This is a genomic window from Streptomyces shenzhenensis (assembly GCF_003688995.1).
GTDB lineage: Bacteria > Actinomycetota > Actinomycetes > Streptomycetales > Streptomycetaceae > Streptomyces > Streptomyces shenzhenensis_A.
Map to the genome: position 1 here is coordinate 17249 of NZ_PENI01000049.1, position 15668 is coordinate 32916.

General features: G+C 74.3%; 13 protein-coding genes. 6 read left to right on the top strand and 7 right to left on the bottom strand.

The features are described 5' to 3' along the window. Positions 1-13: 13 nt before the first annotated feature. Both CTZ28_RS42755 and CTZ28_RS42760 read right to left on the bottom strand, forming a co-directional pair. Entirely contained in the window at positions 14-820 is an 807-nt protein-coding gene (locus tag CTZ28_RS42755; RefSeq protein WP_121895168.1) for a helix-turn-helix domain-containing protein, read from the bottom strand. Positions 821-1012: 192 nt separating this feature from the next. Beyond that, positions 1013-1513: an SH3 domain-containing protein gene (locus CTZ28_RS42760; protein WP_121895169.1), complete on the bottom strand. Its 501-nt coding sequence runs from the start codon at positions 1511-1513 to the stop codon at positions 1013-1015. Positions 1514-1723: 210 nt separating this feature from the next. Between CTZ28_RS42760 and CTZ28_RS42765 the strand changes: the two genes are divergently transcribed. Genes CTZ28_RS42765 through CTZ28_RS42775 form a run of 3 tightly spaced genes read left to right on the top strand, consistent with a single transcriptional unit; the run spans position 1724 to position 5175 of the window. After that, on the top strand, positions 1724-2263 hold the full coding sequence (locus CTZ28_RS42765) for a MarR family winged helix-turn-helix transcriptional regulator (protein WP_121895170.1): 540 nt from the start codon (positions 1724-1726) through the stop codon (positions 2261-2263). 56 nt (positions 2264-2319) lie between these two features. Then, positions 2320-2787 carry a peroxiredoxin gene (locus tag CTZ28_RS42770; RefSeq protein WP_121895171.1) on the top strand — a complete coding sequence of 156 codons (468 nt, stop codon included), beginning with the start codon at positions 2320-2322 and terminating at the stop codon, positions 2785-2787. A gap of 54 nt (positions 2788-2841) precedes the next feature. Beyond that, positions 2842-5175, top strand: a complete 2334-nt coding sequence (locus tag CTZ28_RS42775) for a SpoIIE family protein phosphatase (RefSeq protein ID WP_121895172.1) — start codon at positions 2842-2844, stop codon at positions 5173-5175. Between the two features lie 216 nt (positions 5176-5391). On the opposite strand, the gene CTZ28_RS42780 is transcribed toward CTZ28_RS42775, so the two are convergent. Continuing rightward, complete coding sequence (locus CTZ28_RS42780) at positions 5392-6222, bottom strand: aldo/keto reductase (protein WP_121895173.1); 831 nt, start codon at positions 6220-6222, stop codon at positions 5392-5394. Positions 6223-6306: 84 nt separating this feature from the next. Between CTZ28_RS42780 and CTZ28_RS42785 the strand changes: the two genes are divergently transcribed. Continuing rightward, positions 6307-7281 (top strand): TauD/TfdA dioxygenase family protein, encoded by a 975-nt coding sequence (locus tag CTZ28_RS42785; RefSeq protein WP_121895174.1) that lies wholly within the window; start codon positions 6307-6309, stop codon positions 7279-7281. A 1-nt stretch (position 7282) separates the two neighbouring features. Here CTZ28_RS42785 and CTZ28_RS42790 read toward each other — a convergent pair whose 3' ends face one another. The 4 genes from CTZ28_RS42790 to CTZ28_RS42805 all read right to left on the bottom strand — a co-directional run bounded on the left by CTZ28_RS42790 (position 7283) and on the right by CTZ28_RS42805 (position 11371). Then, the gene (locus tag CTZ28_RS42790; protein ID WP_121895175.1) at positions 7283-8311 is read right to left on the bottom strand and encodes an LLM class flavin-dependent oxidoreductase; all 1029 of its coding nucleotides are present in this window, start codon (positions 8309-8311) and stop codon (positions 7283-7285) included. Positions 8312-8511: 200 nt separating this feature from the next. Further along, positions 8512-9711 carry a glycoside hydrolase family 64 protein gene (locus tag CTZ28_RS42795; RefSeq protein WP_121895176.1) on the bottom strand — a complete coding sequence of 400 codons (1200 nt, stop codon included), beginning with the start codon at positions 9709-9711 and terminating at the stop codon, positions 8512-8514. A gap of 149 nt (positions 9712-9860) precedes the next feature. After that, entirely contained in the window at positions 9861-10616 is a 756-nt protein-coding gene (locus CTZ28_RS42800; RefSeq protein ID WP_121895177.1) for a dienelactone hydrolase family protein, read from the bottom strand. A 134-nt stretch (positions 10617-10750) separates the two neighbouring features. After that, a complete protein-coding gene (locus CTZ28_RS42805; RefSeq protein ID WP_183154869.1) occupies positions 10751-11371 on the bottom strand; it encodes an L-threonylcarbamoyladenylate synthase in 621 nt (206 codons plus the stop codon). A 590-nt stretch (positions 11372-11961) separates the two neighbouring features. Between CTZ28_RS42805 and CTZ28_RS42810 the strand changes: the two genes are divergently transcribed. Continuing rightward, a complete protein-coding gene (locus tag CTZ28_RS42810; RefSeq protein ID WP_121895210.1) occupies positions 11962-13500 on the top strand; it encodes a helix-turn-helix domain-containing protein in 1539 nt (512 codons plus the stop codon). A 391-nt stretch (positions 13501-13891) separates the two neighbouring features. Next, positions 13892-15661 (top strand): hydrogenase maturation protein, encoded by a 1770-nt coding sequence (locus tag CTZ28_RS42815; protein WP_121895178.1) that lies wholly within the window; start codon positions 13892-13894, stop codon positions 15659-15661. Positions 15662-15668: the final 7 nt, after the last annotated feature.

Genomic DNA, 15668 nt, shown 5'->3' on the forward strand with positions numbered 1-15668 from the left:
ACCGCCCGTCCGTTCACCGCTGTGCCGCGGGGTCCGCGCCCTCGGCGGACTCGTCGGAGCCCAGGCCCGTGCAGGCCCGCCTGCCGTCCACCTCCGCGCACGCCTCCACGCCCCGGGCCGAGGGCACCGCGAGCATCGGGCTGGTGTACCCGGCGGAGTCCGCGCCGGAATAGGTCGCCGACAGCACGTCCTGGCCCACCCGCACGGACACCTCCCGAGGGCGCGGCGAGCGCACCCGCACCTCCGACCAGGCGGTGCCGCAGGCGGGCGAGTAGCGCAGCCGGACGTCGTACCCGGTGTCCGACACGGCACTCTCGGTCCGCGCGTCCCGCGCGCAGGCCGATGTGTCCGGCAGCGCCCCCCGGCACGACGCGGCGTGGCAGCGGGGGGACGCCATCGCGTTCTGCGCCCCCTGCGGCCCCTGCCGGCCGGACACCGCGAACGCGGTGGCCGTCGCGACGGCCACGGCCAGCAGCGCGAGCGCCGGCAGCGGCGGCCGTGGCAGCCGCGGCAACCGGGGCCGTGGCGGGCCGAGCCGGCCGGCCGTCGCGGGCGCCGCCGGGGACGGCGGGCCGCCGCCGGTCTCCCACAGGGCGACGACCGGGCCGGGGTCGGTGTCGGCGAGCCGGGCGAGCGCCTCGACGGCGGAGCGCGGCGGGCGCTGGATGCCGGCCAGATACCGGTGCCAGGCGGACTTGCTGTACGGGGTGCGGGCGGCCAGCGCCGCCAGGCTCAGGCCCGTACGGTCCTTGAGCGCGCGCAGCCGCACCGCCAGCGGCTCGTCGGGAGAGGTGGGTCCGGGGGGTGGCGGCTGCCGCATGGTGCGTTCCTCGACTCCCTTTCCGCTATGGGCGCTTCGCCCCTGATGTCGCCATGGCTTCCCGGCCGGGCCACGGCCCAACCGGAGTGGGGCAGGAGATGAGTGAGGTGGCGACAGGTCGAAGGCCCGTTCGGGAACGCGAGGTTTCCGAACGGGCCTTCGGCGGTCAGGGTGTCGGGTGGGCCTGAACCGTCAGCACCACGGCACGGCGGTGCCGACCCGTACGTAGTGTGCGGAGACATAGCCCTTGTGGTGCGCCAGCCGGTACCAGGTGCGGGTGCCGAGCACCCGCGAACCGTGCTTCTTGCAGGTGATCGTCACGAGCCGGTTGCCGTGCCGGTGGCCGACCACGCGGTAGCCGGTGCCCGGCCCGGAACGGACGTTCAGGTGGGCGTGGCGGGTGGTCACCCGCCCCGTGGTGACCATGCCGTGCCGGTACGTGGTCCGCCGGGCGATGCTGTGCACCCGGTGCGTGGCGTGGTGCGCGTGGTGCCGCCGGTGCGTGGCGCGGTGCCCCGCCGGGGCGTGCCGGGCGGGGGTGGGCAGCAGGGACGGCAGGGTGGACGGGGCGACGGCGGCCGGCGCCGGGAGCGGTGCGGTCCGGCCCGCATCGGCGGCCGAGGCCGCCGTGGGCAGGAGTGCGAGCGCCACGACCGTGGCCAGCAGGCCGCTCTTCATGGTCCGTCGGATCATGGAAACCTCCGGGCTGTCGTTCTCGTGACCACGAGCCGTGATCACGACAGCCAGCGTTTCCGTGACGGCCGGCCGGAATGCCGTTCCCGCGTCCCGCGGGACGCCCGGGACGTGCCCGGGACGGACCGCCCGCGGGCGGCATGACGGCCGGTGCCCTGCGGAGCCCCGCAAATTACTTGAGTTACGCAACGATATGGTAAAGTGGCGAGCATGTCCCCAGAACCGCTCCCCGCCGCCCCCACCGCCTCTGCCGAGGTCGTCGAGATCGAGCGCGCCCTCTCGCGCATCACCTACCTGAGCACCCGGACCCGGCAGCACGACCGGCTGATGGCGCTGGCCGGAGTGCCGCTGGACCGCGCCGCGGTGGCGCTGCTGCGGCAGATCGTGGACGCCGAGCCGCTGCGGCCGGGCGAGCTGGCCCAGCGGCTGGGCGTCGAGGCGTCCCATGTGACGCGCACGGTGCAGCAGCTCCAGCGGTCCGGCTACGTCAGCCGCGTCCCCGACCCGGACGACCGGCGGGCCCAGCGGATCGAGCTGACCGACGCAGGGCGGGAGGCCATCGGCCGGGTCCGGGCCGCCGGGGCGCGCGGCATGCAGATCGCGCTCGCCGACTGGACGCCCGAGGAACTGCGGCAGCTGGCCACCCTCTTCCACCGCATGGTCGACGACTTCCTCGCGCACTCCGTCGAGGACGAGCCCGCCGAGGCCCCGGCGGCGGACGTGGTACCCCGGCCGTCTACCGTCGAGTAATATCCGGCGGCAGGCCGCCGGCGAGGCGGTGTCGCGCGGAACGAGGAGGGACAGCGGTGACGGAGCGAGTGGACGTCGGTGACACGGTCGAGGACTTCACGCTGCCGGACGAGTCCGGCACGCCACGGCGGCTGTCCGAACTGCTCGCCGACGGGCCCGTGGTGCTGTTCTTCTACCCCGCCGCCCTGTCGTCCGGCTGCACCGCCGAGGCCTGCCACTTCCGCGACCTGGCCGCCGAGTTCGCCGCGGTCGGCGCCCGCCCCGTGGGCATCAGCGGCGACTCCGTCGAGCGGCAGCGGGAGTTCGCCGGACGTCACACCCTCGGCATGCCGCTGCTCTCCGACGCCGACGGAGCGGTCCGCGCGCGGTTCGGCGTACGGCGCGGCTTCTCGCTCGCGCCCACCAGGCGGGTCACCTTCGTCATCGCCCAGGACCGCACCGTCGTCGAGGTGGTCCGCAGCGAACTGCGCATGAACACCCACGCCGACCGGGCCCTGGCCGTGCTGCGCACTCCGCGGAACTGAGGCGGGCCGCCCCCGCGCTTGATGCGCCGCGGCAATGGGATCATCCTGGGGCATATGGAGCATCTCGCGGCCACGGCGGTGATCGACGCCCTCGGAGTCGTCACGGCGTGGAGCGAGGGCGCGCAGAAGCTGACCGGTCACCGGGCCGAGGAGATCGTGGGCAGGCCCGCCGCCCGCCTGCTCGCCGAGGAGACGGCGCCCGGGAACGTCGAGGCGCAGACCACGGTCGTCGCCCTCCGGCACCGTGACGGCCACCGCATGGAGCTGGCCCTCACGGCATGCCCCATGCTCGGCCCCGCCGGGCGGCCCGGTGGATACGTGGTCACCGCGGCCCTGCCCGGGCCCGGCCTGGCCGAGCGGGCCTTCCAGCAGGCGTCCATGTCGATGTCGGTCTTCGACATCCGCCAGCGCTACCTCCGCGTCAACGAACAGGCCTGCCAGGTGCTCGGCGTGCCCGAGGAGGCACTGCTCGGCCGGCACTACCCGGACACCATGCAGGACACCGAGCACACCCGCGGCTTCCTCAGCCGGCTGCGCCGGGTCGCCGAGACCGGTGAGCCGGTCCGCTTCGAGACCTTCACGGGCGCGCCCGCCCTGGACCGGGAGCAGGCCTGGAACATCGAGATGTGGCCCCTCAGGGACGCCTCCGGCGAGCTGTCCGGCGTCGCCCTGGCCGCGTTCGACAGCAGCGAGCAGTACTGGGCCCGGCGGCGGCTGGCCCTGCTGAACGAGGCGGCGACCGGGATCGGCACCACCCTGGACGTGGTGCGCACCGCCGGGGAACTCGTGGACATCCTGGTCCCGCAGTACGCCGACTTCGTCAGCGTGGACCTGCTCGACTGGGTGCTCGGCACCGACGATCAGCCGCCTTCGGTGCCGCACGGAGACCTCGTGCTGCGCCGCGTCGCGCACGGCTCCGCCACGGAGGGCACCCCGGAGGCCGCCGTCCGGCTCGGCGAGCCGGACCCCTGCCCGGAGTCCTGCCCGCCGGCCCGGGCCCTGCGCGAGGGCCGGGTGGTGTTCAGCCAGGGCGGCGACCCGGAGTTCACCCGGTGGGTCGACGAACGCAACGCCCGCTCCCCGGAGGGCAGGCCGCACCGCAAGGGCGTGCACTCGATGCTGGCGGTGCCGCTGCGGGCCCGCGGCATCACCCTGGGCGTCGCGGTGGCCGTACGCATGGCACACCCGGCGGACTACGGAGGTGACGACGTCGCGTTCGCCGAGGAACTCGCGAGCCGCGCCGCGGTCTGCATCGACAACGCCCGCCGCTTCGCCCGCGAACGCAGCACCGCGCTCGCCCTCCAGCACAGCCTGCTGCCCAGCGGACTGCCCGGCCAGGCGGCGGTCGACGTGGCCCACCGCTATCTGCCCTGCGGGTCGCTGGCCGGCATCGGCGGCGACTGGTTCGACGTGATCCCGCTCTCCGGCAGCCGGGTCGCGCTGGTCGTCGGCGACGTGGTGGGGCACGGCATCCAGTCCTCGGCCACCATGGGACGGCTGCGCACGGCCGTACGGACCCTGGCCGATGTGGACCTGCCCCCGGACGAGCTGCTGACCCACCTGGACGACCTGGTCACCCACCTCGCCGCGGACGGCGACGGCGGCGAGGTCGCCGAGTTCGGCGCCACCTGCCTGTACGCCGTCTACGACCCGGTCTCGCGCCGGCTGTCGCTGGCCGCGGCGGGCCACCCGGCACCGGCCGTCGTGCTGCCCGGCGCCGACGCGGAACTCGTCCCGCTGCGGGCGGGGCCGCCGCTCGGCGTCGGCGGCCTGCCGTTCGAGGCGACGGAACTCGAACTGCCGGAGGGCTCGCTCGTCGCCCTCTACACCGACGGCCTCGTCGACGGCCGCGACCTCGACGTGGACCGGGCGACCGGAAAGCTGCTGCGGGCCCTGAACACGCCCACGGGCTCGCCCGACGCCCTCTGTGACACGCTGCTGAAGGCGCTCCTCGACGGGCAGCCCGGCGACGACGTGGCCCTGCTGCTGGCCCGTACCCGGGCGCTCGGCGCCGACCGCGTGGCCACCTGGGACGTGCCGCCCGACCCCGCCCAGGTGGCCACCACCCGGCAGGCGGTGATCGACCGGCTGGCCGCCTGGGGCCTCGAAGAGATCGCCTTCGTCACCGAACTCGTCGTCAGCGAACTGGTCACCAACGCGATCCGCTACGGCGAACCCCCCATCCAGCTGCGGCTGATCCGCGACCGCGCGCTCATCTGCGAGGTCTCGGACGGCAGTTCCACCTCGCCGCATCTGCGCCGGGCGCACGCCTTCGACGAGGGCGGCCGGGGCCTGCTGCTGGTCGCCCAGCTCACCCAGCGCTGGGGCAGCCGGCAGACGGACGGCGGCAAGACGATCTGGGCGGAGCAGCCGCTGCCCGAGGAGTGATCACCGGACCGGGGCTCCGCCGCCCGCGGCGACCTGGGCGAGGGCCCGGCCGCCGCGAACCGAGCGGGCTCACCGGGTCCGGGCTGCCGTGCCCGGCGGACGTGCCGGGCCCCTTGCGAACCAGCGGCCGGACGTCCTCGCCACCGCGGGCCCGGGCCGCGCACCGCGCTCGCCGCCGACGCGCCGCAGCACGCCGAGGAGCAGCAGCCGGGCGGTTCAGAACTCCTCGTGGATCTCGGGATCTCCGCCCAGCCGCCGGTGCGCGCGGTCCGCGACCGCGGACATCTGGGCGTCGCTCAGCTCGAACCCGAACACGTCGAGGTTCGCGCGCTGCCGGGCGGGGTCGGCCGACTTCGGGATGGGCACGGCGCCGAGCTGGACGTGCCAGCGCAGCACCGCCTGGGCGGGTGTCACCCCGAGCGCCTCGGCGACCGCCACCACGGCCGGGTCCGTGAGCAGCCTGACGTCCCGGCCGAGCGGGCTCCAGCTCTCCGTGACGATGCCCTTGGCCGCGTGGAAGGCGCGCAGCCCGTCCTGCGGGAACAGCGGATGCAGCTCGATCTGGTTGACGGACGGCAGCACCCCCGTCTTCTCCTCCAGCTCCCCGATGTGCTCGGGAGTGAAGTTGGAGACCCCGATGGAACGGACGAGTCCGTCCTCGCGCAGCTTGATCATCGCCCGCCACGAGTCGACGTACTTGCCCACGCGGGGCAGCGGCCAGTGGATCAGGTACAGATCCACGTACTCCACGCCGAGCCGCCGCCGGGACTCCTCGAAGGAGGCCAGGGTCTCCTCGTACCCGTGGTGGCGGCCCGGCAGCTTCGTCGTCACCACGACCTCCTCCCGGGGCACACCGCTGCCCGCGATGCCCCGGCCGACCCCCGATTCGTTGCGGTAGTTCGTCGCGGTGTCCACGAGGCGGTAGCCGGCCGCCAGCGCCCCGCCGACGGCCTGTCCGGCCTCGGCGTCGGTCATCGGCCAGGTGCCCAGGCCGATGGCCGGGAGCGTCGTACCGTCGTTGAGCGTGTACGTCGGAATGCTGATCACAGTGAGACCTTCCGTCGGCTGTGTCCTGCGTCCAGCCTCACGGATAGGGTGAGCAGTGATCAACCGGACGGGCGGGATGAGGCCATGACGACGGACAGGGGCACGGAGCGGCGGGCGGAACCGGTGGCCGGGGTCGAGGTGAGACCGGCCGCCGGGCACATCGGAGCCGAGATCACCGGCGTCGACCTGGCCGGCGACCTCGACGCGGCGGTGGTCGCCCTGATCCGGGAGGCGGTGCTGCGCCGGAAGGTGGTGTTCTTCCGCGGACAGCGCCTGGACCACGCCGGCCATGTCGCGCTCGCGCGCCGGTTCGGCGAGCCGGTCGTCCTCGGGCGGCGCGGCAGCGCCTCGCCCCCGGACCACCCGGCGGTGGAGACCACCGCCGACCGGCTGGAGCTGGGCGGCCGGTTCGGCATGGAGCACGAGGAGTGGCTGGACCGGCGCCGGCACACCCTGCTGCGCGGCTGGCACTGCGACCACGGCGCGCGGATCGACCCGCCCGCCGCGACGATCCTGCGCGCCGAGACCGTCCCGCCGTACGGCGGCGACACCACCTGGTCCAATCTGGCCGCCGCCTACGCCGGGCTGTCCGCGCCGGTGCGTGCCTTCGCCGACACCCTGCGCGCCGAGCACCGGCTCGGCGTCGGCTATCAGTCCCGCCCGGGGGACGACGCCTACCTGCGCCATCTGCTGGACCACCAGGTGGCCTCCGTGCACCCGCTGGTCCGGGTGCACCCGGAGACGGGCGAGCGGGTGCTGTACGTCAACGGCTACTACGTCGAACGCATCGTGGACGTCTCCCGGCCGGAGAGCGCGGCGCTGCTGGAGATGCTGCTGGCCCAGGCGGTCCGGCCCGAGTACACGGTCCGCTTCCGCTGGGAGCCGGGCAGCGTCGCCTTCTGGGACAACCGGGCCACGATCCACCTCGCGCCGTCGGACAACGCCCACCTGGGCTTCCCGCGCACCATGCACCGGGTCATGCTCGCCGGTGACGTGCCGGTGGGCGTGGACGGCAGGCCGTCCGAGCCGGTCACCGGCACCGAGCCCGGCCGCTGGTGAGTCAGCCGGTGGCCGGCCGGCCGAGCGCCGGGCCCAGCAGGGTCGCCATGTCGGTGAGGATCTGCACGTAGTCCTCGTGTCCGAAGGTGAACGGCAGCGCGAACGCCACCTCGTCGATCTCGCGGAACGCGGCGTGCGCGTGCAGCCGTTCGGCGATCTCGGCCGAGCTGCCCACCAGGTCGGGTGCGAACAGCAGCCGCCCGGGACCCTGCGGGGTGGTCGTGCGGGGCAGGCGCCGCGCCGCGTACTCGGCGTACTTGGCGCGCTGCTCGGGTGTCGCGGAGTCGGTGGGGATCACCACCAGGCCCTGGGAGACCCGGGCCGCGTCGCCGTCGGGGTGGTGGGCGCGGAACTCACGGATGTGGGAGAGCTGGATCTCGGCGAAGTCCCGGCTCTCCCCGGGGTCCTCGGCCTTGACGACGCTGCTCGTCAGGAAGTTCATCCCGTGCTCGCCCGCCCAGCGCGCCGAGCGCAGGCTGCCACCGCCGTACCAGAGGCGGCTGCCGAGCCCGGGGGAGTGCGGCTGCACCACCTCCGAGAACACTTCGAACCCCTCGACCCCGCCGAAGCCGGTGGCCGGCTTGCCGCGCACGAAGTCCAGCAGCCGGCGCACCCGTTCGTACCCGAACTCCTCGGTGTCCGCCGTGTCCGGGTACAGGGCGTCCTTCACCTGGTCGTAGTGCATCGGCGGGCCCACGCTCACCCCCGGATTGAGGCGGCCGCCGGACAGCACGTCGACGGTCGCCAGGTCCTCGGCGAGACGCAGCGGGTTCTCCCAGCCCAGCGGGATGACCGCGGTGCCGAGCTCGATCCGGCTGGTGCGCTGCGAGGCGGCCGCCAGCACGGCGACCGGGGACGAGATGCCGTACTGCAGATGACGGTGGCGCACCCAGGCGCTGTCGAAGCCCAGCCGCTCGCCCAGCTCGATGATCTCCAGCGTGGACTCGTGGCCGCGGCCCGGATCGGCCGCGTCGAACAGGCCGATCGTGAGGAAGCCCAGCTTGCGCAGCGGGCGGGGAGTGGGCGGCACGGGCTCCTCCGGCGGTCGTACGTCAGTTCCGTCCCGATTGTGGCAGGCGAACATTGCGGGCGTGTGATCGGTTCAGCGGGCACGTCGCCACAACGACCCGTAGGGGACAGGGACGGCGACCAGCGGCGTGATCACCGGCGGACGCGACGCAGCCGGCGTCCCGCACGCGGAACAGCTCCGTGTGCGGGACGCCGCCCGCGTCAACTGAGCGGATCCAGCGTGAGGTACGCCTCCTGCGGGCCGCCGTCGTGCACCAGCGACTCCTGGTTGCCGACGTCGTCGAAGGCGAACGCGTACGCCTTGCCGTCGGCCATCTGCCCGTGGATGAACCGGGCGTAGTGGTTCGTCACCCCGTCCTGGTAGAAGCCGGCCGGGTTGTTGTCGGGCTGGTCGGCGTTCGTCAGCAGCGTGGACCGGTTGAATCCCGCGCACAGGGTGCGGGAGATCGGGCCGCGCACCGCGTCGTTGGGCGCGTCCAGCAGCTTGTGGCAGCCGAACACGCTGTCCGCGTCCGGCTTCTGGAAGCTCGTCACCACCGCGCCGGAGCCGTCGGTGAAGTTCATGACACCGCCCGAGACCCGGCCGTAGAACTTGGTGCCGGGCTGGTCGCCGAACGGCGTGACCGTGAGCGTCGACGTGGCGTACTTGGTCCAGACCCGGTTCACGTAGTCGTCCATGACGGAGGCGGGAAGCGCACCGGACTCCAGGCCGTGCCCCGGCGAGAGCGCCCGCAGCACCGTGCCGTCGGAGCGGGTCTGGATCAGCCCGCCCCAGCCGCCCGCCTGACCGCGCAGCGCGTCGAACACCCCGTTGTAGCCACCCGGCTTGAGATGCCCGGTGGTGTTCACGCCGCCGTCCGCACGCCGCACGCCGACCGCGTACGGCACGGAGAACATGTCGACCTGGGTGCTGTTGAGCCACAGCCCCCCGTCGTTGAGCGTGTATTCGGACCAGTTGAAGAGGATGTCCCGGTTGGGGTCGCTGGGATTCTGCACGGCCGGCTGCACGAGACCGCCGGTGGTCAGCTTGAACACGAGCTTCTGGCCGTAGGAGAAGTAGATCCGGCCGGAGAACTTGGGGATCCGGATCGTCTTCGACTGCCCGGCGGCGGGTCCGGGGATCGCCGCGTCGGGGGCGGGAGTCGGCGGGTTGCCGCCCGCTGGCCAGGCGTGGAACGTGCCGTTCGCGTCGGCCCAGCCCTGCTGTCCCGTGGAGAGCTGGGTGCCGATGTCGTAGAGGTACACCGGGTCGGCGCGGCCGGAGTTGTTGGTCACCGTCAGGGCGATCGTGTCCGGCACCGCGGCCTCGGCTCGGTCCGGTGCGCCGAGCGCGAGCAGCGCGCCGACCAGGGCGGTCGCGGCCGCCAGGGACAGCGCGGGGCGCGTGAGTCGTACGAGCACTCTCCACCTCCGTGTGGGGTCGGGGTTGTACGGGTCTTGGCCCGTACCTGTCTGAGAGCGCTCTCAGCGTTGCGTCGAGACGCGGGCATGTCAATGTGGCGGGCGAAGTCCGTGGGGGCCCGCGGTGCCACGGGCCCCCACGGCGCGGTTCAGAAGGTGCGCTCCAGCAGGCCGAGCAGCGCGGCCCAGTGCCGCTCGTCCGCCGCCCGGTCGTAGGCCGGGGTGTCGGACTGCGTGTACCCGTGGTGGGCGCCCGGGTAGACCTCGCACCGGTGCCGCACGCCCGCCGCGGTCAGCGCGTCCTCCAGCCGCTGGATCTGCTCAGGGGGCAGCGAGGAGTCCTGGTCGGCGTGGCCGAAGTACGCCTCGGCGGTGATGTGTTCGGCGAGCAGGTGCGGGCTGTCCGGGTCCTCGGTGGCGAGCCGTCCGCCGTGGAACCCGGCGACGGCCGCGACCCGGTCCGGACAGGCGCCCGCGGTGAGCAGGGCCAGCCGGGCGCCCATGCAGTAGCCGGTCACCGCGACCGGGCCGTCGGCCACCAGTGGGCTGTCGGCGAGGAAACGCAGATAGGCGCCCGCGTCCCGGATCGCGAGGTCCGGCGTCAGCGACTGCATGATCGGGCCGAGCTGCCGCCAGATGGTCGGGTTCCGGGCCGGGTCGATGAACGTGGGCAGCTCGACGACGGGCACGCGCCCGTGCCGGTAGAACACATTGGGCAGCAGGACCGTGTAGCCGGCCGCGGCCAGCCGGTCGGCCATCGACTGAAGATGCGGGCGCAGCCCGAACGCGTCCTGGTAGAACAGGACGGCCGGACGGGGACGCTCGTCACCGGGATGGACCAGATAGGCGTCGGCGACGCCGTCCTCGGTCGGGATGTCCACGGTCGTTCCCTGTACGGCGGTCATGGCGTGGGAGCCTCCCTGGAGGGTGGTCGCCGGGGAGCGGCGCGCCCCTCGGCGGTGCATGTACGAGCCATGCTGTCACGCAAGATCCAGGACGGCGCAGCGGGTCGCGTCGGCGGGCCGGGGCTCGTCCGGGCTCATTCGAAGCGGGTCGTGTCGCCCGCGCCGCGCCGCACCACCTCGGCCTCGCCGCCGGAGAAGTCGACCACGGTGGTCGGTTCGGTGCCGCACTCCCCGGAGTCGACCACCGCGTCCACCACATGGTCGAGCCGGTCCTTGATCTCCCAGCCCTGGGTCAGCGGCTCCTCCTCGTCGGGCAGCAGCAGCGTGCTGGACAGCAGCGGTTCGCCGAGCTCGGCCAGCAGCGCCTGGGTGACGACGTGGTCCGGGATGCGCACACCGACGGTCTTCTTCTTGGGGTGCAGCAGCTTGCGCGGCACCTCCCTGGTCGCCGGGAGGATGAAGGTGTAACTGCCGGGCGTGGAGGCCTTCACCGCGCGGAACACGTCGTTGTCGACCCGGACGAACTGGCCGAGCTGCGCGAAGTCCCGGCACATCAGGGTGAAATGGTGCCGGTCGTCGAGGTGCCGGATCGAACGGATCCGGTCCATGCCGTCACGGCTGCCGAGCCGGCACCCCAGCGCGTAGCAGGAGTCGGTGGGGTACGCGATGAGGGCACCCGAGCGCACGGCGTCGGCGATCTGGGCGATGCTGCGCGGTTGCGGATTCTCGGGGTGCACGTCGAAGTACTTCGCCATCCGCCGAGCTTATGCCGTCACGGGGACGGTCGCCCCACGGGTGTGCCGGTACGCGCTGTGCGGGCGGGGAGCGGTGGTGTCGGCACGGTAGGGGCGGGGTGCCGCTCGGGCGGCAACGCCGCGCGCACGCGAGGACGCCGACGTGGGTTGCGCGGGTGCACGGATGCGTGGTCGGGATGCCGCGCCGGGGGGTGTGGGGGCGTGCCGCTGGGAGGCGTGGGCGGGGGCGCCGGTGCGCGGCGGTGCGTGCGGGAAACCGGGTCGGCGTGCGAGTGGGGCGGCGCGGTGGTGGTGCGGGCGGGGAGCGCTGTGCCCGGGGCCGGACGGCGACGCGGGGCGGGTCGTGCCGGGCGGTTCGTGTCCGCAGGCATGACCCGCGTCCTTCTGGGAAGCCGACGGACAAGCCGCTCGGGCCCCTCTCCCCCCGGTCCCGAGCCGGCTGTCTCCGTCGGCGGTCCGTCCCCCGGGACCGCCGGCGGAGCCCGAACCCGGCCACCGGGGCCGGCGGCCGGACGGAATCCGTGCCGTGCGTCGGGTAGCGTCCCTCTCCGTAGACCGAGGTCGACGGGATGGACGGGGAGCAGCACGAGATGGCCGGCCTGGCGGACGAGGGCCCGCACACACGGGGCACGCACGGCGAGGACACCGCCTGGGCCGAGGAACTCCTCGACCAGCTGCGGTCCACCGGACGAGACCTGGGCCGGGTCGTCGACTGGCTCGCGCGGGCCGTGGCCGGCACCGTCTGCGTACGGGACGACGCCGGAGCCGTACTCGCGGGCGACCCGGTGCCGCTCGCCGCCCCGCTGGTCGCGGACGTGCTGAGCGGCCGGATCTCGTCCGCCGCGGTCGCGGACGGCGGGCGGCACGTCCGCCTGGTCGCGGTGCGCCACCGCGGGCCGTTCCGGGAGTCGACGGGCGTGCTGGCCGTGGCCCGCGCCACCCCGTTCGACCGGCGCAGCGCGGAGATCGTGACCCGCACCGCCCCGGTCGTCGAACTCCTGCTGCGCGAACGCGAACTGACGGCCGCGGGGCGGCGGCTCAGGCGCGCCACCGCCGATCTGCGGCTGGCGATCCTGCAACTGCTGATGGTGGAGGACACCGTCGCGGCCCGCCGGGTCGCCGCGGGACTGTGGCCCGGACTGCTCGACACCGACACCGCCAGCGTGTACGTCGTCGAAGGGGCCGCCGAGGAACGCGACCGGCTCGTCGACGCGTGCATCGAGGCGACCGGCGGCCGGGCCCTCGTCGTGCGCTGCCCCGCGATGGACCGGCACATCATCGTCCTCAGCCCCGCCACCACGGCGGGGGAGTGGCTGCGCCCGCTCGTCGACAGCCGCCCCGGCACCTATCTCGGCGGCAGCGTCCGGCAGAGCCTCGCCCAGACCTCCCTCGCCTACGGTCAGGCCATCAGCGCCCTCGCCGTCGCCCATTTCCGCCCCGACCAGGTGGCCGTCTACGCCGAACGCACCCAGCCGGAGGCCCTGATGGACCTCGTCGCCCTGCGCGCCTGGTCCGCCGACGTGCTGCGCCCGCTCGACACCCTGCCCCACCACACCCGGGCCGAACTGCTCGCCACCACCCGGCTGGGCCTGGAGTACACCGCGGTCAGCACGGCGAAGGTGCTCGGCGTCAGCCGCAACACCGTCCGGGCCCGCATGGACCGCGTCGAGGCGCTGCTGGACACCGACTTCTCCGACCTCGCCGTCCGCGCCACCGTCCACCTCGCGCTGAACACCCAGGCGGGCTGCGCCGTGCCCGGCGGGCCGGTATCGGTCGCCGGGGCGCCCGCCGTCCGGCTCGGCGGCCTACTCGCCGGGACCGCGATCCGCACCTGGGCGCACGACCTCCTCGACCGTCTGACGCACGACGGACGGGACCTGCGCGGCACCCTGCGCGCCTGGATCGGCGCCGGCGCCAACGCCGAACGGGCCGCCCAGGACCTCGGTGTGCACGCCCAGACCGTGCGCGAGCACGTCCGCAGCGCGGAACCCGTCCTGGAACGCCAACTCCTCGCCTCGGGCAGCGACCTGTACGAGGTGGTCCTCGCTCATCTGGTGGTCGGCGACCTCAGCGAGCCCGTTCTGCGCCGTACGAAACCGGGTCAATCGGACGCGGCTGTGCACAGGTGAGTCCCCGCGGCGCCACAGCGGGCACCGGCGCGATACCCCCACGGCCTATCGCGCACGTAGGTTCGACACTCGGTGGGGGCACGACCGGAACGGGGGTCCGGTCGCGCCCCCACCGTGCGCGCTGCTCCCCGGTACCGGCCCTGGCGGCGGCGCGCGGACCGGCCGCCCTCGGCGCGCGACGCCGGAAGTCCCGTGGACCGCACGGGAGTTGAGCCGAGGCCGGGTACATCGGGCGCTCGGTGCCGGGCCCGCTCACGCGGCCGGGTGGCGGTGCGGCCGTCCGCTTTCGGGTGACCCCGGCAGCCCGGCGCCCGGGCGCCGGGCGGTGGATGTCCGACGATCGCATCGGCCGGGCCGACGGACCCGTGCCCGTGTCCGCCGGGAGAACACCGTGCACATCCTGCTCGTGGCCAGCGCCTTCAACAGCCTCACCCAACGCGTCCACGCCGAACTGCGTGACCGCGGGCACACCGTCGCGGTCGAACTCGCCCTCCCCGGCCGGCGCCTGGCCGAGGCCGTCGACCGCCACGACCCGCACCTGGTCCTCGCCCCCATGCTGAAGACGGCGATCCCCCGCGAGGTGTGGACGGTGCGGCCCTGCTTCATCGTGCACCCCGGCCCGCTCGGGGACCGCGGCCCCTCCTCGCTCGACTGGGCCGTCCAGGAGGGCGCCGAGAACTGGGGCGTCACCGTCCTGCGGGCCGAGGAGGAGATGGACGCCGGTGCCGTGTGGGCGACGGCCGGCTGCCCGATGCCCCCGGTGGCCAAGGGCGACCTGTACCGGGGCGAGATTGCCGACGCCGCGCTGGCCGCCGTCCTGCTCGCCGTGGAACGCTTCGCCTCGGGCACCCACCGGCCCCTGCCGCAGGGGACCGGGCACACCCGCCCCTACCTCGACCAGAGCGTCCGGCGGATCGACTGGACCGCGGACTCCACCCGGACCGTCGTGCGCAAGCTGCGCGCCGCCGACTCACGGCCCGGCGTGCTGGACGTCCTGTGCGGCGCTGAGTGGTACCTGCACGGCGGCCACCCCGAGCACCGGCTGCACGGCGCGCCGGGAACCCTGCTCGCCACCCGGACCGGCGCCGTCTGCCGGGCCACCACCGACGGTGCCGTGTGGATCCCCGAACTGCGCCGCAGACGGGTTCCGGGGCAGCCGCCCACGGTCAGGCTGCCGGCGGTGACGGCCCTCGGGGACCGGCTGCCCGACCTGCCCGAGCTCGCGCCCTCCGCGACGGTGGACACTGGCAGTCCCGGCTGGAGCGACATCTCCTACCGGGAGGACGGCGACGCCGGCTTCCTGGAGTTCTCCTTTCCCGGCGGCGCCATGAGCACCGCGCAGTGCCGGCGCCTGCTCGCCGCCTACCGGGAGGCGTGCGCGCGCCCCACCGCCGTACTGGTGCTGGGCGGCCGGCGCGACTTCTTCTCCAACGGCATCCACCTCGGCGTCATCGAGGCCGCGGCGGACCCCGCCGCCGAGTCCTGGGCGAACGTCAACGCCATCGACGACCTGGTCGAGGCCGTCCTGACGACGACCGACCGGCTGGTGGTCACCGCCCTCGGGGGCAATGCCGCCGCCGGCGGTGTGATGCTCGCCCTCGCGGCCGACGAGGTCTGGTGCCGCTCCGGTGCCGTGCTGAACCCGCACTACCGGCTCATGGGCCTGTACGGGTCGGAGTACTGGACGTACTCGCTGCCCCGCCGGGTGGGCGCGGCGGCGGCCGAGCGGCTGATGGCGGACGCCCTGCCGGTGAGCGCGTCGGGCGCGCTGCGGGCCGGCCTCGTCGACCGGGTGATCGAGTGCGGGCCCGGGGACTTCGCCGCGCGGACGGTCCGGCTCGCGGTCCGGCTCGCCACGCTGCCGGGGACGGCGTCACGGATCGCGGCGAAGAAGGCGGAACGGGAGCGCGAGGAGTCCGTCGAGCCCCTGTCCCTGTTCCGGGGGCGGGAACTGGCCCGGATGCGCCGCACCTTCGACGACCCGGCCGCCCCCTACCACGCGCTGCGCCGGGCCTTCGTACGCAGGCAGCGGCCGTCCGGCACACCGCCGCACCTCGCCCGCGCCACCGGCCCGCGCGCCGGTACGGAGCCGGCCGGCCGGACCGGGCCGCGCGTCACTGGAACGGACCGCGCCGACCGCCCATCGGCCGCGCACGGCTGATAGCAAG